The sequence below is a fragment of the Micromonospora avicenniae genome (assembly GCF_900156065.1).
GTDB classification, from domain to species: domain Bacteria; phylum Actinomycetota; class Actinomycetes; order Mycobacteriales; family Micromonosporaceae; genus Micromonospora; species Micromonospora avicenniae.
The window spans coordinates 1-19,757 of sequence record NZ_FTNF01000022.1 but is presented as its reverse complement, the minus strand read 5'-3'; the positions used below and the strand labels follow the sequence as shown (position 1 = coordinate 19,757).

General features: G+C 72.4%; 14 protein-coding genes. 5 read left to right on the top strand and 9 right to left on the bottom strand.

Features of this window, described 5'->3' with window-relative positions:
- Window positions 1-83: 83 nt before the first annotated feature.
- The 3 genes from BXA10_RS24900 to BXA10_RS24890 form a co-directional block, all read right to left on the bottom strand.
- Window positions 84-3,149 carry an Rne/Rng family ribonuclease gene (locus tag BXA10_RS24900; RefSeq protein WP_076473267.1) on the bottom strand — a complete coding sequence of 1,022 codons (3,066 nt, stop codon included), beginning with the start codon at window positions 3,147-3,149 and terminating at the stop codon, window positions 84-86.
- Between the two features lie 130 nt (window positions 3,150-3,279).
- Complete coding sequence (locus BXA10_RS24895; protein WP_076473266.1) at window positions 3,280-3,999, bottom strand: TIGR03936 family radical SAM-associated protein; 720 nt, start codon at window positions 3,997-3,999, stop codon at window positions 3,280-3,282.
- A 145-nt stretch (window positions 4,000-4,144) separates the two neighbouring features.
- Window positions 4,145-6,130, bottom strand: a complete 1,986-nt coding sequence (locus BXA10_RS24890) for a TIGR03960 family B12-binding radical SAM protein (protein WP_076473337.1) — start codon at window positions 6,128-6,130, stop codon at window positions 4,145-4,147.
- 803 nt (window positions 6,131-6,933) lie between these two features.
- On the opposite strand from BXA10_RS24890, the gene BXA10_RS32750 reads away from it, so the two are divergent.
- Entirely contained in the window at window positions 6,934-7,935 is a 1,002-nt protein-coding gene (locus BXA10_RS32750) for a hypothetical protein (protein ID WP_425436115.1), read from the top strand.
- A gap of 202 nt (window positions 7,936-8,137) precedes the next feature.
- Here BXA10_RS32750 and BXA10_RS24880 read toward each other — a convergent pair whose 3' ends face one another.
- Window positions 8,138-8,836 (bottom strand): lysophospholipid acyltransferase family protein, encoded by a 699-nt coding sequence (locus tag BXA10_RS24880; protein WP_076473264.1) that lies wholly within the window; start codon window positions 8,834-8,836, stop codon window positions 8,138-8,140.
- A 273-nt stretch (window positions 8,837-9,109) separates the two neighbouring features.
- A complete protein-coding gene (locus BXA10_RS24875) occupies window positions 9,110-10,666 on the bottom strand; it encodes an alkaline phosphatase D family protein (protein ID WP_076473263.1) in 1,557 nt (518 codons plus the stop codon).
- 190 nt (window positions 10,667-10,856) lie between these two features.
- On the opposite strand from BXA10_RS24875, the gene BXA10_RS24870 reads away from it, so the two are divergent.
- Together BXA10_RS24870 and sigJ are read left to right on the top strand one after the other, a co-directional pair.
- Complete coding sequence (locus tag BXA10_RS24870; RefSeq protein ID WP_245828462.1) at window positions 10,857-11,294, top strand: carboxymuconolactone decarboxylase family protein; 438 nt, start codon at window positions 10,857-10,859, stop codon at window positions 11,292-11,294.
- A complete protein-coding gene (gene sigJ / locus BXA10_RS24865; RefSeq protein ID WP_245828459.1) occupies window positions 11,243-12,226 on the top strand; it encodes an RNA polymerase sigma factor SigJ in 984 nt (327 codons plus the stop codon). The genes BXA10_RS24870 and sigJ overlap by 52 nt, the downstream gene beginning before the upstream one ends.
- A gap of 35 nt (window positions 12,227-12,261) precedes the next feature.
- On the opposite strand, the gene ndk is transcribed toward sigJ, so the two are convergent.
- A complete protein-coding gene (gene ndk / locus BXA10_RS24860) occupies window positions 12,262-12,687 on the bottom strand; it encodes a nucleoside-diphosphate kinase (protein ID WP_076473261.1) in 426 nt (141 codons plus the stop codon).
- Between the two features lie 143 nt (window positions 12,688-12,830).
- Here ndk and BXA10_RS24855 point away from each other — a divergent pair, with 143 nt between their 5' ends.
- Window positions 12,831-14,147, top strand: coding sequence for a VOC family protein (locus tag BXA10_RS24855; protein WP_076473260.1), 1,317 nt, complete (start codon window positions 12,831-12,833; stop codon window positions 14,145-14,147).
- A 140-nt stretch (window positions 14,148-14,287) separates the two neighbouring features.
- Here the strand turns inward: BXA10_RS24855 and BXA10_RS24850 are convergent, their stop codons facing one another.
- The 3 genes from BXA10_RS24850 to BXA10_RS24840 are packed head-to-tail and all read right to left on the bottom strand — an operon-like array spanning window position 14,288 to window position 18,593.
- Complete coding sequence (locus BXA10_RS24850; RefSeq protein ID WP_076473259.1) at window positions 14,288-14,647, bottom strand: DUF4233 domain-containing protein; 360 nt, start codon at window positions 14,645-14,647, stop codon at window positions 14,288-14,290.
- Window positions 14,644-15,915, bottom strand: a complete 1,272-nt coding sequence (locus BXA10_RS24845; protein WP_245828477.1) for a bifunctional folylpolyglutamate synthase/dihydrofolate synthase — start codon at window positions 15,913-15,915, stop codon at window positions 14,644-14,646. Before BXA10_RS24845 ends, BXA10_RS24850 begins: the two co-directional genes overlap by 4 nt.
- Before the next feature lie 59 nt (window positions 15,916-15,974).
- Window positions 15,975-18,593: a valine--tRNA ligase gene (locus BXA10_RS24840; protein WP_076473257.1), complete on the bottom strand. Its 2,619-nt coding sequence runs from the start codon at window positions 18,591-18,593 to the stop codon at window positions 15,975-15,977.
- A 70-nt stretch (window positions 18,594-18,663) separates the two neighbouring features.
- Here BXA10_RS24840 and BXA10_RS24835 point away from each other — a divergent pair, with 70 nt between their 5' ends.
- Window positions 18,664-19,347: a hypothetical protein gene (locus tag BXA10_RS24835; protein WP_076473256.1), complete on the top strand. Its 684-nt coding sequence runs from the start codon at window positions 18,664-18,666 to the stop codon at window positions 19,345-19,347.
- Window positions 19,348-19,757 lie beyond the last annotated feature (410 nt).

Below are 19,757 nucleotides of genomic sequence, written 5' to 3'. Positions count from 1 at the left end.
GCCCGGGGAACAGGCGGGGCCCCCACCGGCGCCATCGTGCCGGTGGGGGCCCTGCCGTCCACGCGTAGCGGCGACCGGTCAGATCACGGGCGGGTACGCCGCCGAGCGCCGCCGCGGCGGGCTCTGCGCCGGCCGGTGGTCTCCTCTTCGCTCTCCTCGGTGAGCGCGTCGGGGTCGTCGGCCGCGGCCAGCCGGGCCGAGTCGCCCTCCTGGCTGTCGGCGACCGCCGGGGCCGCCGCGGTGCCCGTCTCGTAGCGGGAGAGGTCGTAACCCATCGGGTCGTAGTAGTCGGCGTCGTGGCCCGCGGTCGTGTCGGCGCCGGTGACGGCGGCCGCGCTGGTGGTGGCGTCCACCTCGGTGGTGTCGGCACGGGGCTCGGTCTCGCTGACCTCGGCCACCGTCCGCTCCACCGGGGCCGCCTTACGCGCGCGACGCCGGGACGTGCCGGCGGACTCGGCCGCCGGGGTGACCACCGCGGAGGCCACCGCCTTGACCTTCTCCGCCGCCCCACCGGTACGCGGCTTCTCCGGCACCGGCTCGGTGTGGATGATCACGCCGCGACCCTTGCAGCACTCGCAGGTCTCGCTGAACGCCTCCAGCAGCCCCGCGCCGATCCGCTTACGGGTCATCTGCACCAGGCCGAGCGACGTGATCTCGGTTACCTGGTGCTTGGTGCGGTCCCGGCCCAGGCACTCGGTCAGCCGGCGCAGCACCAGCTCACGGTTCGACTCCAGCACCATGTCGATGAAGTCGATCACCACGATGCCGCCGAGGTCGCGCAGCCGGAGCTGGCGCACGATCTCCTCGGCCGCCTCCAGGTTGTTGCGGGTGACCGTCTCCTCCAGGTTGCCCCCGGAGCCGGTGTACTTGCCGGTGTTGACGTCGATGACGGTCATCGCCTCGGTACGGTCGATCACCAGGGAGCCGCCGGAGGGGAGGAAGACCTTACGGTCCAGCCCCTTGAGGATCTGCTCGTCGATCCGGTACTCGGCGAAGACGTCAGCGGTGCCGACGTACCGGCGCAGCCGGGGAACCAGGTCCGGCGAGACGTGCGACAGGTACGACTCGACCACGTCGTACGACTCGTCGCCCTCGATGACCAGCTCGCGGAAGTCCTCGTTGAAGAGGTCCCGGACCACCCGGATGACCAGGTCCGGCTCCTCGTAGAGCAGCACCGGAGCGCCGCCCTCGGCCGCCTTGGCCTGGATGTCCTCCCACTGTGCCTGGAGCCGCTTGACGTCGCGCGCCAACTCGTCCTCGCTGGCACCCTCGGCGGCGGTACGGACGATCACGCCCGCGCCGTCCGGGACCAGCTTCTTCAGCACGTCCCGCAGCCGCTTGCGCTCGTTGTCCGGCAGCTTGCGGCTGATCCCGGACGCGTTGCCGTTCGGCACGTAGACCAGGTGCCGGCCGGAGAGCGCGATGTGGCTGGTCAGCCGGGCCCCCTTGTGCCCGATCGGGTCCTTGGTGACCTGCACCAGCACCGAGTCGCCGGACTTGAGCGCCTGCTCGATCGAGCGGGCCCTCCCCTCCAGGCCGGTGGTGTCCCAGTTGACCTCGCCGGCGTAGAGCACCGCGTTGCGCCCTCGGCCGATGTCGACGAAGGCCGCCTCCATGCTCGGCAGGACGTTCTGCACCTTGCCCAGGTAGACGTTCCCGGCCATGGTGCCCGAGGAGTTGCGGGTGACGTAGTGCTCGACCAGGACGCCGTCCTCGAGCACCGCGATCTGGGTGCGGTCACCACGCTGACGTACCGCCATCACCCGGTCCACCGCCTCGCGGCGGGCCAGGAACTCCGCCTCGCTGAGGATCGGCGGCCGCGTACGCCGCTGCTCCCGGCCGTCCCGGCGGCGCTGGCGCTTCGCCTCCAGTCGGGTGGAGCCGGAGACCCCCTGGACCTCATCCACGGTCCGGCGCGGCTCACGGATCTTGACCACGGTCGGGACGCCGTCGTCCGCGCCCGCCTCGACGTCACCGGCGCCACGGCGACGGCGCCGCCGGCGGCGGCGGGTCAGGCCGTCTCCGCCCTCGGTCTCCTCGTCCTCGGCCCCCTCAGCCTCGGCTTCCTCAGCCTCGGTCTCGGCCTCGGCCTGCGCGGCCTCCTCGGCCTCCTCGTCCTCGGCCTCCTCGGCACCGCCCTTGCCCCGGCCACGGCCCCGGCGGCCGCGCCGGCGCCGGCGCCGAGCGGCGAGGGAATCCTCCTCGTCCTCTTCCGCCTCGGCGGCCTCCTCGGCCTCGACAGCCTCCTCGATCAGCTCCTGCTCCGCCTCGACCGGCTCCACCAGCTCGGCCTCCCGGCGGCCACGCCGCCGGCGGCGGGCAGGCTCGGCAGGCTCCTCGGCGGCCGGCTCCTCGACGGGGGTGGGCTCGGCCGCCCGCACGACAGGTGCCACTTCCGGCTGCGGGGCCATGAACAGCACAGTGGGGGCGGCGAGCGCGGCCCGCCGGCGGCGGCCACGCGGCTGCTCCGCCAACTCGGCCACGTCGGTGGGCTGCTCGGCGGCGGGCACGGCCACCCCGGGCGCGACATCGCCGGTCTGGGCCTCGGCGCTGCTGTCGGGCCCCGGCTGCGCCGCCTGCTCGGCCGCGGTCTCCGGCTCCTCGGCCGTCGCGGTGGCCGGCGGAACCTCCTCGGTGGCTGCCGGCGCCGCCTCCTCGGTGGGTTCGGCCGGAGTCGCGGCGGCCGGCTCGACGGTGGGCTCGGTCTTCCGCCGCCGGGTACGGGTGACCTTGACCGGCGGGACGAGATCCGCGGCACCCTCCTCGACGGCCTCCGCGACGACGGGCTCCTCGACCGCCTTCGCGGCCGTCGACTTGCGGCGGCGGCGCGGGGTCTTCGGAGCGGCGTCCGAGTCGCCGGAGATCGGCGCGAAGACCTCCGCCTGCGGAGACTCGGCGCTGCCCACACCGGTGGTGGGTGCCGCGACGGGGACCTCGCCCTCCTCCGGCTTGTTGACCGGCGTGGCGCGCCGCCGGGTGGTACGCCGCTTGGTCGGCGCCGGCTCGGCGGCGCCGGACTCCTCGGCGCCCTCCACGCCGATCCGGCTCTCCACGGCGCCCCCGTCGACGGGGTTGTGCTGCTGATCGGCGGTGTCGCCGGCCGGCTGTGAACCGGTCCGTTCGCCGCCCTCGGGCTCGTTCTCGAGCATGGACGTTCTCCAGTTCTGGCTGCCCCGGGCGCGGGTGAGCGCTGCCACGCAGGGTCGCCGCAAAAGGTGTTCCGCCGGTGCGCGAGGTGCGCGACCGCCGAAGTCTGCCTACTCGAACACTGACCGTCGGTCAGCGTTCACCGATGGTTGCCCCGTCGCGGTCCGCATCCAACGGATCCACGATCTCGCCCTGCGCGGTCAGCGTGCCCTGAGCCAGCCGAGTCACTCTCGGCGGAACCGGCGGCTCCAGGCCGGCCACCACGCGGAGGCCGGAAAGGACGTCATCGGGTCGTACGGACGGGGTGACCTGCCGCACGACCACTTCGAGTATCGCACACGGTACGGCCGGTTCCCCGGAAGGCGTCTCCGACGGTGGGAGCATATCGATGGCGATGACGGCGGCACGCGCGTCGAAGGTGCGCCGCCCCTGCTTGGTCATCCGCTCGACCTGGATCTCCCCGGCTGCCGTGAACGCCGTCACCGCCCGCTCCAGCGCGGCCGGGTCGACGTCGGGCAGTTCGATCCGCCAGCGGGACGCCTCGATCCGGTCGGCGAGGCTGCCGCCGGCCGCCTCCACGGCGTCGAGCACGTCGAGCCCGGGCGAGAGCGCCGCGTCCAGGGCGTCACGCAGCCGCGCCGGGTCGACCGGCTCGCGCAGGCCGATCTCCAGGTACTCCGCCTCACTACCCACGCCGGTGGGCGCGGCGGAGGCGTACGAGATCTTCGGGTGCGGGGTGAAGCCCTGGGAGAAGGCGATCGGCACGCCGGCCCGGCGCAGCGCGCGCTCGAAGGCCCGGGCGAAGTCCCGGTGCGAGGTGAACCGCAGCGGGCCACGCTTGGCGTACCGGATTCGAACCCGCTGGACGACGGGCGCCTGGCCGCCCTCGGGCTGAGGCTTTCTGGCGATCGTGAACTCCTCGGATGTACCTGCGTGTCCGCCCCATCCTGGCGCAGGGTCCGTGACGGTACGCGGCCGGGGCGGAGACCTCTCGACGCTACTGCTGGGTGCCGGCGGGCAGTTTCAACCCGTTCACCGGCGTCAGCGGGAGCAACTTCTTACCGGTTGGCCCGATTTGGATCTCGGTGTCCATCGCCGGGCACACACCGCAGTCGAAGCACGGCGTCCAACGGCAGTCGTCCTGCTCGTACTCGCTCAGCGAGTCCTGCCAGTCCTGCCAGAGCCAGTCCTTGTCCAGCCCGGAGTCCAGGTGGTCCCACGGGAGAACCTCGAGCTCGTCACGCTCACGCGTGGTGTACCAGTCCAGGTCGACCCCGAACGCGGGCAGCACCTCGGCCGCGGCGTCCACCCAGCGCTGGTAGGAGAAGTGCTCGCTCCAACCGTCGAACCGGCCACCGTTCTCCCACACCTTGCGGATCACCGCCCCGACCCGGCGGTCACCCCGGCTGAGCAGCCCCTCGATCAGCGACGGTTCGCCGTCGTGGTAGCGGAAGCCGATGGCCCGGCCCAGCGACCGGTCGGCGTTGATCGCCTGCTTGAGCAGCTTGAGCCGGCCGTCGATGACCTCGGGCCGCTCCATCGCAGCCCACTGGAAGGGGGTGTGCGGCTTCGGCACGAATCCACCGATGGAGACCGTGCAGCGGATGTCCTTGGAACCGGTGGCCGCCCGCCCGGCCCGGATGACCTCGTGCGCCATGTCGGCGATCTCGAGGACGTCGTCGTCGGTCTCGGTGGGGAGGCCGCACATGAAGTAGAGCTTCACCTGCCGCCAGCCGTTGGTGTAGGCGGTGACCACGGTGCGGATGAGGTCGTCCTTCGACACCATCTTGTTGATCACCTTGCGGATCCGCTCCGACCCGCCCTCGGGGGCGAAGGTCAGACCGGTCCGCCGGCCGTTGCGGGACAGCTCCTGGGCCAGGTCGATGTTGAAGGCGTCCACCCGGGTCGACGGCAGCGAGAGCGACACGTTGGTGCCCGCGTACTGCTCGGCCAGGCCGGAGCACATGTCGCCGATCTCGGAGTGGTCGGCGGACGAGAGGGAGAGCAGCCCCACCTCGTGGAAGCCGGAGAACTCCAGCCCCTCCTGCACCATCTGCCCCACCGTGGTGATGGAGCGTTCCCGCACCGGCCTGGTGATCATGCCCGCCTGGCAGAACCGGCAGCCGCGGGTGCAGCCCCGGAAGATCTCCACCGCGTACCGCTCGTGGACCGTCTCGGCGAGCGGCACCAGCGGCTTCTTCGGGTACGGCCAGGCGTCCAGGTCCATGGTCGTGCGCTTGTGCACCCGGAACGGCACGTCCGCCCGGTTCGGCACGACCCGCTGGATCCGGCCGTCCGGCAGGTAGTCCACGTCGTAGAAGCGCGGCACGTACACGCTCTCGGTACGGGCGAGCCGCAGCAGCAGCTCGTCACGCCCGCCCGGGCAGCCCTCGGCCTTCCACTCCCGGACGATCGCGGTGATCTCCAGGACCGCCTCCTCGCCGTCGCCGAGCACGGCGGCGTCGATGAAGTCGGCGATCGGCTCCGGGTTGAACGCGGCGTGCCCGCCAGCCAGGACCACCGGGTCGGCGTCGGTGCGGTCGGCCGCGAGCAGCGGAATGCCGGCCAGGTCGATGGCGGTGAGCAGGTTCGTGTAGCCCAGCTCGGTGGCGAAGGAGATGCCGAACACGTCGAAGTCACGCACCGGGCGGTGGGCGTCGACGGTGAACTGCGGCACGCGGTGCGCGCGCATCAGCTTCTCCAGGTCCGGCCAGACCGCGTACGTCCGCTCGGCCAGCACGTCGGGCAGCTCGTTGAGCACCTCGTAGAGGATCTGCACACCCTGGTTGGGCAGACCCACCTCGTACGCGTCCGGGTACATCAGCGCCCAGCGAACCGCCGCCGCGTCCCAGTCCTTCACCACCGCCCCCAGCTCACCACCGACGTACTGGATGGGCTTGGTCACCTGAGGCAGCAGCGACTCCAGCTGGGGCCAAACGGAGTTGGCCGCGACCGGGCGCGGCGTCGTGGACTGGACGCTCATGATGCCCAAGCGTACGCGAGCACCGGTGGCGGCCACGCGCGCGGCGGCGGCCCGCCGGCACGGGCGGCGGCTCACCCGGTCCGTCCCCGCGCTGGTCAGCCACCAGCACCGTCCGAGGCGCGGTGGTCGGCTCCCCGCGCGTGGCGGACCGGTACTAACCTCGGGTCGGCGCGAGAGGAGATTGCCGGATGCCGGAGCCGCAGCCGGGGGCGGACCGGCCGGCCCACGGGAACCCCCCGGGCACGGGGTCGGACCGTGATCCGGCCGTCGCCGGACAGCCCGATCCCTCCCCCACACCAGCCGGACAGCCCGATCCCTCCCCCGCACCACCGGAAGCCGCCGCCACGGGCCCGGCGGCTCCGCCCGGCGGTTCGGTCGCCGCTCCCACTGACGCGCCGACCACGAGCGGGCCGGACGACCCGATCGGTCCCGACGGCACACACCGCCTCGACGAGACCGCGCCCGCGGACCCGACCGACGGCACGCGCCGCCTCGACGAGACCGCGCCAGCAGACCGGACGGACGGCACGCTCCGCCTCGACGAACCGACGAGGACCGACGGGCCCGCGGGCACCGACCCGACGGAGTCCACCGCCGTCGACGAGCGCGAGGGCGGCCGCCTCGACGAGACCGCGCCGACGGGCGGAGACGCGCCACAGCCCGACGGTCCCGCCGGCACCAAGCCGCTGCCCGTCGGCGAGGCAGCCGACCCGGCGCCGCGCTGGAGCGGTTCCGCCCCGGTGCCGCCGCCACCGCCACGGCGACGTTCCTGGGGCGAGTCCGCCGAGCCGACCCCGCCGCCGATGCCCGAGTCGCCCGAACACCGGATCCCGGTGGATCCCTGGGCCGGCGCGGACACCGGCGGCTGGGAGCTGCCCTCGGCCGAACTGCCGGCCCTGCCGCCGACGCTGCCCTACCCACCCGCTCCGCCGACGCGCCCCTACTCCGGGCCCCCCGCACCGGCCCCACCGCCGCCGGTCGCGCGCCCGGTGCCGTCGCCCGTCCACCCGGTTCCCTCGCCACCGAGCGCGCCGGCCCGGCAGCCGGCGGCGGGCCCGCCAGCACCACCACCGGCCGCAGCACTACCGCCGCAACCGGGCGCAGCACTACCGCCGCAACCGGCCGCACCACTACCACCGCAACCGGTCGCGCCGCCGAGACAGCGCCGGTCCAAGCGACGGCCCGCTCCGCCACCGGCCGCGCCGCCGCCCGGTTCGCGGGCCCCGAAGGGGTACGTGCCCGTCCCGGTCCGGAAGCGACGCCGCTGGCCGTGGCTGCTGCTGCTCGCCCTCGCCTGCTGCTGTGGCTGCCCGGCGTACTACGGGATGCCGATCTGGTCGCAGTACCCGGCTCACGCCGCGCTCCCCGCCCGGGTAGCCGACCTGTCGCTACGGCAGGACGGCCGCAGCACGCAGGCCGCCCAGCAGCTCGAGGCGGAGGTACGCAAGGCGCACCTGCTCGCCGAGGACACCTTCGCCGGCGTCTACGCGAACCCGGACGGCAAGCAGGTGACCGTCTTCGGCGGCACCGGCTTCCGGTTCGACCCCGAATCGGCCGCGGACGACGAGATCGCTCGGCTCACCGAGAAGTACCAGCTCGGTTCCGTCGAAACCGTCGACACGGGCGTACGCGGCCGGCACCAGCGCTGCGCGGTGGGACGCGCCGAGGGTGACGCGGTGGTCGTCTGCACGTCGGTCGACCACGGCAGCATCGCCAGCGCGGTCTTCACCCGCCTCTCCCTGCAGGACAGTGCCGGCCTGCTCGACACCCTGCGCGGCCAGATCGTCAGCTCGGACCGGAACTGAGCCGGCCACCGGCCCGCCGTTGCACCCGTCCCGGGCGACCGGGGCGGGAATCCCGCCGGTACGCACAGCTCGACTGTGCAACATGGACAGGCCTCACCCGGAAGAGCCCGGTGACGATCGCCGTGCGCGGACGGCCGTTGCACCGAACCCGCCCGGCGTCAGCCGGAATCGGTCGGTCGCCTCCCGCTGCCAGTCCAGCGGCTCAGACGGGATCGGGGCGGGTCGGGCTCTGCTGGAGGCGCAGCATCGGCGCGTACCGCGAGACGTACTCCTGGCCGGTGAGTTTCTGGATCTCGCTCATCACCTCGTCCGTCATGGCACGCAACGAGGCGCTGTCATCCGGACGCCCGGTGAAGTCCAGAGGCTTGCCGAACCGGATGGTGACCTTACCGGTGCCGGGACGCGGGATCCGGGCACCGATCGGCTGCACCTTCTCGGTACCGATCGTGCCGACCGGGATGATCGGCACTCCCGCGCCGACCGCCAGCCGCACCGCTCCGGTGCGTCCCCGGTAGAGCCGACCATCCGGCGACCGGGTTCCCTCCGGATAGACGACCACCAGCTCGCCGGCCTTGAGCGCCGGGATCGCCGCGTCGAACGCGGACAGCGCGGCCCGCCCACCGGCCCGCTCGACGGGGATCGCGCCGAGCCCGGTGAGCACGAACTTCGAGAACGCCCCCTTCAGCCCGACGCCCTTGAAGTAGTCGGACTTGGCCCAGAACGCCAGATGCCGCGGCACCACCGTGCCGAGGAACAGCTCGTCGGCGACCGAGAGATGGTTACCGGCGAAGATCGCTCCACCGGTCTCCGGCACATGCTCCAGCCCCTCCACGGTCGGGCGGAAAGCCAGCCGCATCGTGGGCGCCACGGTGAGCTTGCCGATGGTGTAGAGCAGCGGCACTGGTCCTCCGGCAGATCGTGTGCGAGCGGGCGGTGTCACGGTAGCGGACGGACCCCAGATCCTCGAACGGGTGGTGGCCGCCCTGGGCTGCGCTCCGGTACGGCTGGATCGCAGGTGCGCGTACCTCTGTACCCGACGGACGGGCAACGTAGGCGCTGGATGGCGGGACCGTCACCCGAATGTGCCGGCGGCCCCGGGGCGCGCCCGGGACCGCCGAAGTTCCCAGGCGGTGGCCCGGCGTCCCGGGCCACCGCCGCCGCTGACCGCCTCCCGTCAGCTGGTCGGGGCCGCCAGCGTCCTGCTCCAGAGCGAGACGCCGTCGCGGTCCCGCAGGTGGACGGTGAAGGCACCCGTGTCGCCGTCGATGCTCACCTCGCCGAAGTGCTGGAATCCCTCGGCGGGTGAGGTGTTCGACCGGGGCGGAGCGTGTACGAACACCGCCTCCGGGCCGAACGTGCCGTCCAGTGCGTTCGGACCGAACGCGCCGGCGTGCGCCGGGCCGGAGACGAACTCCCAGAACGGGGTGAAGTCGCCGATCGCCGCCCGCGCCGGGTCGTAGTGGTGCGCGGCGCTGTAGTGGACGTCGGCGGTGAGGAAGACGATGCCTGTCACTCCGGCCCGGTGCGCCGTCCGCAGCACCTCGGCGAACTCGAGCTCCCGTCCGGCCGGCACGCCCGGGTCGCCCTGGGCCACGCCCTCCTGGGTGCCGGGGCCGTCCGGTACGACCACGCCGATCGGCAGGTCCGCGGCGATCACCTTCCACGTCGCCCGGGACCGCTTCAGCTCCCGAATCAGCCATTCGCGCTGCTCCCGGCCGAGCAGACCCCGGTTCGGGTCGGCGTAAGTGTTGCCGTCGTTCGGGTCCTTCCACGTGCGCATGTCCAACACGAACATGTCCAGCCACGACCCGTACGACAACCGTCGGTAGAGGCGCCCGTCCAGCGGCGTGGGCACCCACTCGTGGAACGCCTGCCGGGCCCGGGCGGCGAGCACGTCGACCCGACGCTCGGTGTACCGGTCGTCGTTCAGCACCTCCCCCGGGTACCAGTTGTTGGTCACCTCGTGGTCGTCCCACTGGTTGATCTGCGGCACCTCGGCGACGAACCGGCGCAGATGCTCGTCGAGCAGGTTGTACGCGTACTGGCCCCGGTACTCGGTCAGCGTCTCGGCAACCTTGCTCTTCTCCGGGGTGACGACATTGCGCCAGACCCGCCCGTCCGGCAGGGTCACGCTCTCGGTCAGCGGGCCGTCGGCGTAGACCGTGTCCCCACTGCACAGGTAGAAGTCGGGACGGGTGGCCCGCATGGCCCGGAAGATCGACATGCCGCCGAAGTCCGGGGCGATGCCCCAGCCCTGCCCGACGATGTCACCGGTCCAGACGAAGCGCACGTCCCGGCGGTCGTGCGGGCGCGCGGCGGTGGTCAGGGTGCCGGTCAACGGCTCGCTGACCAGCCCGTGCCGGTCGAGGCTCTCCACCCGCACCCGGTAGTGCAGCCGCTCGCCCGAGGGCAGCCCACGCAACCGCACCTTGCCGGTGAGGTCGCCGGACGGGTCGAGCACGGGGCCGGTCAGCCGGCGGGCGCCACGGAAGTCGGGCCGGCGGCTCACCTCCACCAGCATCCGGCCGGGCCGGTCGGCGCGGGTCCACACCAGCGCGGAGTCGGCCGTCGCGTCGCCGCTCTGCACACCGTGGGTGAGCACGGGCCGCCCGGCCGGCCGCCACGCGGGTGCGGCCGCCGCGCCGGCCGCCCCGAGCAGCTGACCGCCGAGCACACCGGCACCGGCCACCAGGCCCGCGCGCAGCACCGTACGTCGATCGAGTTCGGTCATCGTTCCTCCCGGATCGGGGACTGATCCCGTGGGTGTACCGGTTGGACGTGTCCGGTTCCCGGGGTGTGAGTGACAGTGACCGGAACGGAGGCTGTCCGGCCGGAATGAACGACGTCACAGGCCCGGCCTGTCACAACGCTCCCCGGCGCTTCCGTCGTACTGGCGTCACACGCCGATGAAGGAGGTAGTCATGCGCTTGAACACGTCCGAGGTGGCCCCGGAGGCGCACCAGGCCGTGATGGGGCTGGAGAAGTACGTCCGGGCGAACGTCGAACCGGCGGTCCTGGAACTGGTCAAGCTCCGGGCGTCGATGCTGAACGGCTGCGCGTTCTGCGTCGACATGCACAGCACCGAAGCACTGCACGGCGGCGAGTCGACCCGGCGGCTCTTCGCCGTCGTGGCCTGGCGAGAGGCGCCGTTCTTCACGGAACGGGAGCGGACCGCGCTGGCACTGACCGACGCGGTCACCCGGCTCGGTGAGCACGGTGTGCCGGACGAGGTCTGGAACGCGGCCGCGGCGGTCTGGTCGGAGAAGGAGCTTGCCGATCTGCTCATGGCAATCGCGACAATCAACGTGTGGAACAGGCTCGCGGTGACGACCCGGAAGCAGCCTCCGACGGAGGCATGAACGTGGTCGGTGCGGCGGAGGCCGGCGCGGAGTCGGCGAGCGTCACACGTGTCGTCAACGCCGACGCGGTGGCATCGGCCGGTGCGCTCGACGCGCACCGGCCGATGCTGCTCGGCCTGGCGTACCGCCTGCTCGGCAGCCGCCACGACGCCGAGGACGTGCTGCAGGAGGCGTACCTGCGCTGGTTCGGCGCGAATCGCGCGGCGGTGGCCGAGCCGCGGCGCTACCTCTCCCGGGTGGTCACCCGACTCGCGATGGACCGGCTGCGGGCCCGGCAGGCCGCCCGGGAGACGTACGTGGGACCGTGGCTGCCCGAACCGGTGCCGACCGACCCGCCCCCGTTCAGCCCGCTCGATCGGGCCGAACAGCGCGACTCACTCGCCATCGCGCTGCTGCACGTCCTCGAGCGACTCACCCCGCCCCAACGGGCGGTCTACGTGTTGCACGCCGCCTTCGAGCTGCCGTACGCGGAGATCGGCGAGATCCTGGACCGGTCGGCGGCGGACTGCCGGCAGCTGCAGCACCGCGCCGAAGCCCGGATACGCCAGGACCGGCGCCGGTTCACCGCGGGCCCGGCCGAGCAGGAACGGCTGCTGGACGCCTTCCTCGCCGCCGCCCGCGACGGCGACCTCGCGGCGCTGACCGGACTGGTCGCCCAGGACGCGATCGCGTGGACCGATGGTGGCGGACGGGTACGCGCGGCCCGCAATCCGATCGTCGGAGCGGACCGCGTGGCCCGCTTCGTCGCCGGTGTCTACGGCCCGCGGCGTCCGGTGACGGTACGGCGAATGGAGTTCAACGGCCAACCGGGCGCCCTGATCGGGAAGCCCGTCGGCACCTTCTACGCGCTGACCCTGGCCGCCGCCGCGGGCCGGATCACCGGCCTGTACCTCGTGGGAAACCCGGAGAAACTACCCGTGCCGCCGGGCTGAGCCCGGCGGCACGGTGGTGAGCAGGAGCGACGACGTCAGGCCAGCTCGGGGAACCAGAGCGCGATCTCGCGCTTGGCGCTGTCGACGGAGTCGGACGCGTGCACCAGGTTCTCCCGGTTCGACAGGGAGAAGTCGCCGCGGATGGTGCCGGCCGCCGCCCGCCGCCCGTCGGTGGCGCCGACCAGGTTGCGGACCACGTCGATGACCTGGTCGCCGGAGAGCACCAGGGCGACGAGCGGTCCGCCGGTCATGAAGGCGTGCAGCGGAGGGTAGAACGGCTTGTCCACGTGCTCGGCGTAGTGCGCGTCGGCCAGCGCGGCGTCCATGGTCCGGACGTCCATCGCGTCGATCCGCAGCCCCTTGCGCTCGAAACGCGAGATGATCTCGCCGACGAGGCCGCGGCGGACCGCGTCAGGCTTGATCAGTACGAGCGTGCGCTCCTCGGGGATGCTGCTGGACACGCTGAGTTCCTCCTGTGCGCGGAAGCCGGTCTGGCTGGGTACGGTCAGCCTAGCGACCCGGTCCCGGCACCGGCGCGGCGGCTGACCTTTCCCCCGGTGGCCGCTGCGGCCTAGCCTGGCCCTTGACCCCCGGGAGGTCCACTGTGGCGAATGGCGGGAGCCGGCCCATCGCACCGGTACGCAAGCTGATCGCCGCGGTGCTCGGCACCGTGGCCACCTTCGTGATGCTCTTCGGCCTCGGCATGATGAGCTGGGCCATCGTAGCGCTCGGCACTGCCCTGCTGGTGCTGGCGATCGCGCTGGCCACGGTACGGGCCGGGGGGCGCACCTGGGTGATCGGCGAGGGGCACGTACACAGCGCCTCCGAGCCACCCACTCAGTACGCGTTCGGCCGGTGCGAGCTGCAACTGGTCATCGACGCGCCAGGGCTGCCCCCTCGTAGCAAGAAGATCATCGAACCGCGGGTGCCGGTGTCCAAGTGGCCGTCGCTCGGGCAGACCCTGCCCATCCGGGTGGCGCTCGACGACCAGCGGCACGTCCGGGTGCTCTGGGACGAGGTGCCCACGCACGCCGAGACGGCCGCGGCCGCCGCCGACCTTCCACCCGAGTACGCCGGCACCGAGCCGGTGGACGAGGTGCTGATCGCGCAGGACGCCCCGCCCTGGGCGGGACGCTCGGCCGACGACGACTTCCGCGACCCGCTCGGTGGTGATCCACTCCGCGGCGATCCGCTGCGCGACGACCCGGGCGGCCCGCCCGCCGAGCGCGAGCCGGTCGTGGTGCACCAGCGCCCGGGCGGACCGGTCGTGCTGGAGGGGACGTTGGTCGAGCCGGCGGCGAGCAGCTCACTGCCGCGCCGGGCCACCCCGGCTCCGCGCCCGCCGGCCGAGGAGGACTTCGACACGGTCACCCCGGCGACCACGGCTCCCACCACCACCCGGGAGGACCCGCTCGACCCCCTCGATCTGCCGCTGGACGAGCCCACCCCGCTCCGCGAGCCGCGCGACGAGCACGTCACGCCGGCCGAGCTCGACGAGGCGATCTTCGGCGGCGACCCGACGGACGATCCGGCTGATCCCGCCGCACCGATCAGCGGGATCGGTCTGACCGTGCTGGTCACCGAGCTCTCCCGGTCGCTCGACTTCTACCGCGACGTGCTCGGCTTCACCGAGGTCGACCAGGGCGACGGCAACGCGCTGCTCGCCTCGGGCCCGACCCGGCTCGTGCTCCGCCAGGTGAGCGAGGCCGCGCCGGTGAGCCGCCGGCTGGTGCACGTCAACCTCGAGGTGGACGACATCCAGGCGGCGTACGGGCGGCTGCGCGACTCCGGCGTGCGTTTCACGTACGCACCCCGCGTGGTCAACCGGGGTGCCAAGTTCGAGGTGTGGGCGGCGGCCTTCCGTGACCCCGACGGCCACGGCATCGCCCTGACCCAGTGGCGCGAACGCGCCGACGCCTGACCCGCTCCACCCGCGCCGCCCCTGCGCCCCTGAGACGCCTCTTTCACGGAAAGAGTGGCCGTTCCGCGCGGGATGGCCACTCTTTCCGTGAATGCGTGCGCCGGCATCGGGCGCGGGAGGAGGGAGGGAGGTGGGGGGGGTTAGCCGAGGATCACTCGGCGGACGTGCAGGGCGTAGCCCCAGACGAGGGCGAAGATGATGCCCAGCACCAGCAGCGACCAGTGCAGCAGGCCGGAGAGCAGCAACAGCCCCTGCAGGACAGTGCCGGCGTGCCACGCCCACGGGCGACGCATCATGCCCGCGAGCACCGCCCCCAGCACCGCCAACGCCACCACGGTGCCGATCGCGGCTCCGCTCAGGTTCGCGCCGACCACCCGGATGGGCTGGATGGCGAGCAGCAGCACCAGCGCCTCGATGCTCAGGGTGGCGGCGCCGAGGCTGCGTACCGATCGCTCCGGGTTACGCAGCCCGGAACGGCGCGGCTGTTCCGGCCCGGTCATCGCTTCAGCAGCCGGCGGGCGTCGGCCACGGTCACCACCGACCCGGTGATCAACACACCCACCCCACTCAGCTCGCCCGGTACGTCCTCCTCGGCCAGCGCCACCGCCGTCTCGATCGCGTCCGGCATCTCCTCCGCCACCTCTACCCGATCGGGGCCGAACACCTCGGCGGCCAGCGCCGCCAGTTCCCGCGCGGGCATCGCGCGCGGCGAACTGTTGGTGGTGACCACCACCTGGTCGACCACCGGCTCCAGCAGCTCGAGCAGGGCGGGGGCGTCCTTGTCGCCGAGTACGCCGACGACCGCCACCAGCTTGCTGAAAGCGAACTCCTCCTGCAGGGCGGTGACGGTGGCGGCCATCCCGTGCGGGTTGTGCGCGCCGTCGAGCAGGATCGTGGGGGCGCTGCGTACCCGCTCCAGCCGTCCCGGCGAGCTGGCCGCCGCGAACCCCTCACGTACCGCCTCGATGTCGAGCTGGCGACGGGCACCGGCGCCGAGGAACGCCTCGACCGCGGCGAGCGCCACCGCCGCGTTCTGCGCCTGGTGCGCGCCGTGCAGCGGGACGAACACCTCCTCGTAGACGCCACCGAGACCCTGGAGGGTCAGCACCTGCCCACCGACGGCGACCGACCGGCGCAGCACGCCGAACTCCGAGCCCTCCCGGGCGATGGTGGCCCCCACCTCGGCGCAACGCTCCAGGATCGGCCGGGCAGCCTCCTCCTCCTGCGCCGCGGAGATCACCGTGGCGCCGGGGTAGATGATGCCCGCCTTGTGCAGGGCGATGTCCTCGAGCGTGTCGCCGAGCCACTCGGTGTGGTCCAGGCCGATCGGAGTGATGACCGCGACGCCGGCCTGGAGCACGTTCGTCGAGTCCTCGGCGCCGCCAAGCCCCACCTCGACCACCGCGATGTCGACGGGCGCGTCGGCGAAGGTCGCGAACGCCAGGGCCGTGGTCATGTCGAAGTAGGTGAGCGGTTCCGCCGAACGCTCGTCGACCAGCTGGGCGAGCGGGGCCACCTCCCGGTAGGTGGCGACGAACCGCTCCTCGCTGACCGGCTCCCCGTCCAGGCTGATCCGCTCCCGGACGGTCTCCAGGTGCGGGCTGGTGTAGCGGCCGGTGTGCAGGCCGAACGCCCGCAGCAGGGAGTCGATCATCCGGGCCGTCGACGTCTTGCCGTTGGTCCCGGTCAGGTGGATCGACGGGTACGCCCGCTGCGGGCTGCCGAGCAGGTCGAGCAGGGACTCGATCCGGTCCAGCGCGAAGACCATCCGGGTGAAGCCCCGCTCGGCCAGTTCGGCCTCCACCTCGGTGAAGGCTTGGTGATCGGTCACGACGGCAGCGCCTCCAACGCGGCGTCGACGCGGACCAGGTCCGCCTCGGCCACCGCGAGTCGCTCACGGATCTTGGCAACCACGTGCTCCGGCGCCTTCCCTACGAAAGCGGGATTGTCGAGCTTCGCCCGCGCTTGCGCGGCCTCCTTCTCGGCGGCCGCCCGGTCCTTGGTGAGCCGGGCCCGCTCGGCGGCCACGTCGATCGAACCCCGGGTGTCCAGCGCCACGCTCACCTCGCCCGGCATGGCCAGCGTCGCGCTCGCCTGGAAGTCGGCATCGGCCGCGTCCAGCCGGGCCAGGGACCGGATCAGCGGCTCGTGCGCGGCGATGCCCGCCGGGACGAGCCCATCGAGCCGGGCGGCGACCCGCTGGGTCGGCCGCAGCCCCTGATCGGAGCGGAACCGGCGGATCTCGGTCACCACCCGCTGCAGGGTGCCGACCTCCGCCTCGGCGGCGTCGTCGACGAGCGTACGGTCGGCCACCGGCCAGGCGGCGACCATCACGCTCTCCGCGCCGGTCAGGGCGGTCCACAGCTCGTCGGTGACGAACGGGATCACCGGGTGCAGCAGCCGCAGCAACTGGTCCAGCACGTGCCCCAGCACCCGGCGGGAGACCTCCGCGGCCGGCCCGCCCTCGCCGAGCACCGGCTTGCTCAGCTCGACGTACCAGTCGCAGACGTCGTCCCAGGCGAAGTGGTACAGCAGGTCGCAGACCTTCGCGAACTCGTACGCCTCGAACTGCTCGTCGACCTCGGCGGTGACGTGCGCGAGCCGGGACAGGATCCACCGGTCGACGGTGGAGAGCTGCTCGGCGGCCGGCAGCGGCCCGTCGGTGTGCGCACCGTTCATCAGCGCGAACCGGGTGGCGTTCCAGAGCTTGTTGCAGAAGTTGCGGGAGCCCTGGCACCACTCCTCGCTGACCGGCACGTCCTGGCCCGGGTTGGCGCCGCGCGCCAGCGTGAACCGGGTGGCGTCGGCGCCGAACCGGTCGATCCAGTCCAACGGGTCGACCACGTTGCCGAACGACTTGGACATCTTCTTGCCGTGCTCGTCACGGACCATGCCGTGCAGGGCGACCACGTCGAACGGTTGCACCCCGTCCATCGCGTACAGGCCGAACATCATCATCCGGGCGACCCAGAAGAACAGGATGTCGTACCCGGTGACCAGGACACTGGTCGGATAGAACTTCGCCAGGTCCGGGGTCTGCTCCGGCCAGCCCAGGGTGGAGAACGGCCACAGGCCGCTGGAGAACCAGGTGTCGAGGACATCCTCGTCCTGCCGCCAGCCCTCGCCGGTCGGCGGCTGCTCGTCCGGGCCGACGCAGACGATCTCACCGTTGGGCCCGTACCAGACGGGAATGCGGTGGCCCCACCACAGCTGGCGGGAGATGCACCAGTCGTGCATGTTGTCCACCCAGGCGAAGTAGCGCTTGGCCAGCTCGGCCGGCTCGATCTTCACCCGGCCGTCCCGGACCGCGTCGCCGGCGGCCTTGGCCAGCGGTGCGGTGTTCACGAACCACTGGAGCGACAGGCGCGGCTCGACGGTGGTCTTGCACCGCGAGCAGTGCCCGACCGCGTGCACGTACGGCCGCTTCTCGTTGACGATGAGGCCCTGCTCGCGCAGCGCGGCGACGATCGCGGGGCGGGCCTCGTAGCGGTCCAGCCCCTGGAACGGGCCGTGCGCGGTGATGATGCCCCGCTCGTCCATGATCGTCAGTGCCGGCAGGTCGTGCCGCTGACCGATCTCGAAGTCGTTCGGGTCGTGCGCCGGGGTCACCTTGACCATGCCGGTGCCGAAGCTCGGGTCGACGTGCTCGTCGGCGACGATCGGGATCCGCCGGTCGGTGAGCGGCACCGCCACCTCGGTGCCGATCAGGTGCTTGTACCGCTCGTCGTCCGGGTGCACAGCGACCGCGGTGTCGCCGAGCATGGTCTCCGCCCGCGTGGTGGCCACGACCACCTCGTCGCTGTAGCGGATCGAGATCAGCTCGCCTTCGTCGTCGGTGTGCTCCACCTCGATGTCGGAGAGCGCGGTGAGGCAGCGCGGGCACCAGTTGATGATCCGGTTGGCCCGGTAGATGAGGCCGTCGTCGAAGAGCTTCTTGAACATGGTCTGGACGGCGCGGGACAACCCGGCGTCCATCGTGAAGCGCTCCCGGTCCCAGTCGACGGCGTCGCCGAGGCGCCGCATCTGGCCGAGGATCGCGCCACCGGACTCGGCCTTCCACTGCCAGACGCGCTCGACGAACTTCTCCCGACCCAGGTCGTGCCGGGACAACCCCTCGGCGGCGAGCTGCCGCTCGACCAGGTTCTGGGTGGCGATGCCGGCGTGGTCCATGCCGGGCAGCCAGAGCGCCTCGAAGCCCTGCATCCGCTTACGCCGGCTCAGCGAGTCCATGAGGGTGTGCTCGAACGCGTGCCCCATGTGCAGCGAGCCGGTGACGTTCGGCGGCGGGATGACGATGGTGAACGGGGGCTTGTCACTCTGCGCCGACGCCCGGAAGTGGCCGGCGGCTACCCACTGCTCGTACCGTCGCTGCTCTACCTCACCCGGCTGGTACTGGCCGGGCAGGGTGGGGGCGTCGGGGCGTCGGGCATCCAGTCTCTCGGTCACCCGTGAAAGTCTACGGAGGGCTTCGGCGGACCTGGCGTGCGCCACCTCTCATTCGCGTACGGTGTCGGCTATGTCCGACGCACATCTCACTGATCGCCAGCTTCCCGACGGCCCGGAGCCCGTCGAGCTGACCGAGGAGCCCATTCAGCTGAGCAACCGGGACCCCGCCAGCGGCCCGGAGCGGCGGGCGGGTTGGTCCCGGCGGCAGCGGATCGCGTGGAGTGCGGCGCTCGCGGTGGGCCTGGCCGGAGCCGGCGCGCTGGGCGTGATGGGCTGGCGGATCGCCCAGGAGAAGGACACCAGGATCTCCTCGCCGGACCAGGTGGCCGGGCTGACTCGGGACGACAGTGATCGGGCCCGCAGCACGGCGGACTATCTGCGTAGCGGCTTCGCCGCGGACATCGAGCTCGACCGTAGTTTCGGCACCGTCTACCGCGACCCGGCCGACGAGAAGCGTTCCGTCCTGGTCTTCGGCGGCACGACCCTGCTGTGGCAGCCGGAGCGTGACCTCGACAGTCTCTTCGGCCTGATGGCCGATGAGACGGGGAAGGTGACCCGGCTGCGGGAGGTGCCCGCCGGCGACCTCGGTGGCGTCATGAAGTGCGGCACGACCAGCGGGGAGGGCGGCGACTTCGCGGTCTGCGGATGGGCCGATCACGGCAGTGTGGTGCTCGGCATGTTCCCCGGCCGCACCGTCGACGACGCGGGCAAGCTCTTCCGCGACATCCGGGCCGCCATCCAGAGCCGCGGCTGATCGCCGCCGGTCGGTCTTCGTCACCCGCCGGTCCGGGCCGGTGGAATGAACTCCGGTCCGCTTCCGCACGCGGGCGCCCTTCGTCTCCTGCCCGATTCGGTGGCCAGGCCCGTCGCCGCATTCCCGCCCTGCGGGCGGTCGGCATTCTTGCCCGCGGGTCATCTTCGTTCACACCCCCATCCCGGCGCCGGCAGGACGCGGCGGCCTCGCGGGTGTTCAGCAGGTTACCGAGAGGGCCGGCGGGGATTTGCGGGATCGGCGGACAGCGTCCACCCCTTCCTTGATCCGCCCCGGAAACACGTTCAGGGCCACCCCTTTTCGGGGTGGCCCTGAACGGAAAGAATGTCCGGCGGTGTCCTACTCTCCCACACCCTCCCGAGTGCAGTACCATCGGCGCTGGAGGGCTTAGC

Excerpts from the sequence above, each read along its gene's own strand:
- BXA10_RS24900 (WP_076473267.1), bottom strand. The coding sequence starts at position 3,149 with ATGCTCGAGAACGAGCCCGAGGGCGGCGAACGGACCGGTTCACAGCCG.
- BXA10_RS24875 (WP_076473263.1), bottom strand. The coding sequence starts at position 10,666 with ATGACCGAACTCGATCGACGTACGGTGCTGCGCGCGGGCCTGGTGGCC.
- BXA10_RS24835 (WP_076473256.1), top strand. The coding sequence starts at position 18,664 with ATGTCCGACGCACATCTCACTGATCGCCAGCTTCCCGACGGCCCGGAG.
- BXA10_RS24890 (WP_076473337.1), bottom strand. The coding sequence starts at position 6,130 with ATGAGCGTCCAGTCCACGACGCCGCGCCCGGTCGCGGCCAACTCCGTT.
- BXA10_RS24870 (WP_245828462.1), top strand. The coding sequence starts at position 10,857 with ATGCGCTTGAACACGTCCGAGGTGGCCCCGGAGGCGCACCAGGCCGTG.
- BXA10_RS32750 (WP_425436115.1), top strand. The coding sequence starts at position 6,934 with ATGCCCGAGTCGCCCGAACACCGGATCCCGGTGGATCCCTGGGCCGGC.
- BXA10_RS24845 (WP_245828477.1), bottom strand. The coding sequence starts at position 15,915 with ATGGTCTTCGCGCTGGACCGGATCGAGTCCCTGCTCGACCTGCTCGGC.
- BXA10_RS24850 (WP_076473259.1), bottom strand. The coding sequence starts at position 14,647 with ATGACCGGGCCGGAACAGCCGCGCCGTTCCGGGCTGCGTAACCCGGAG.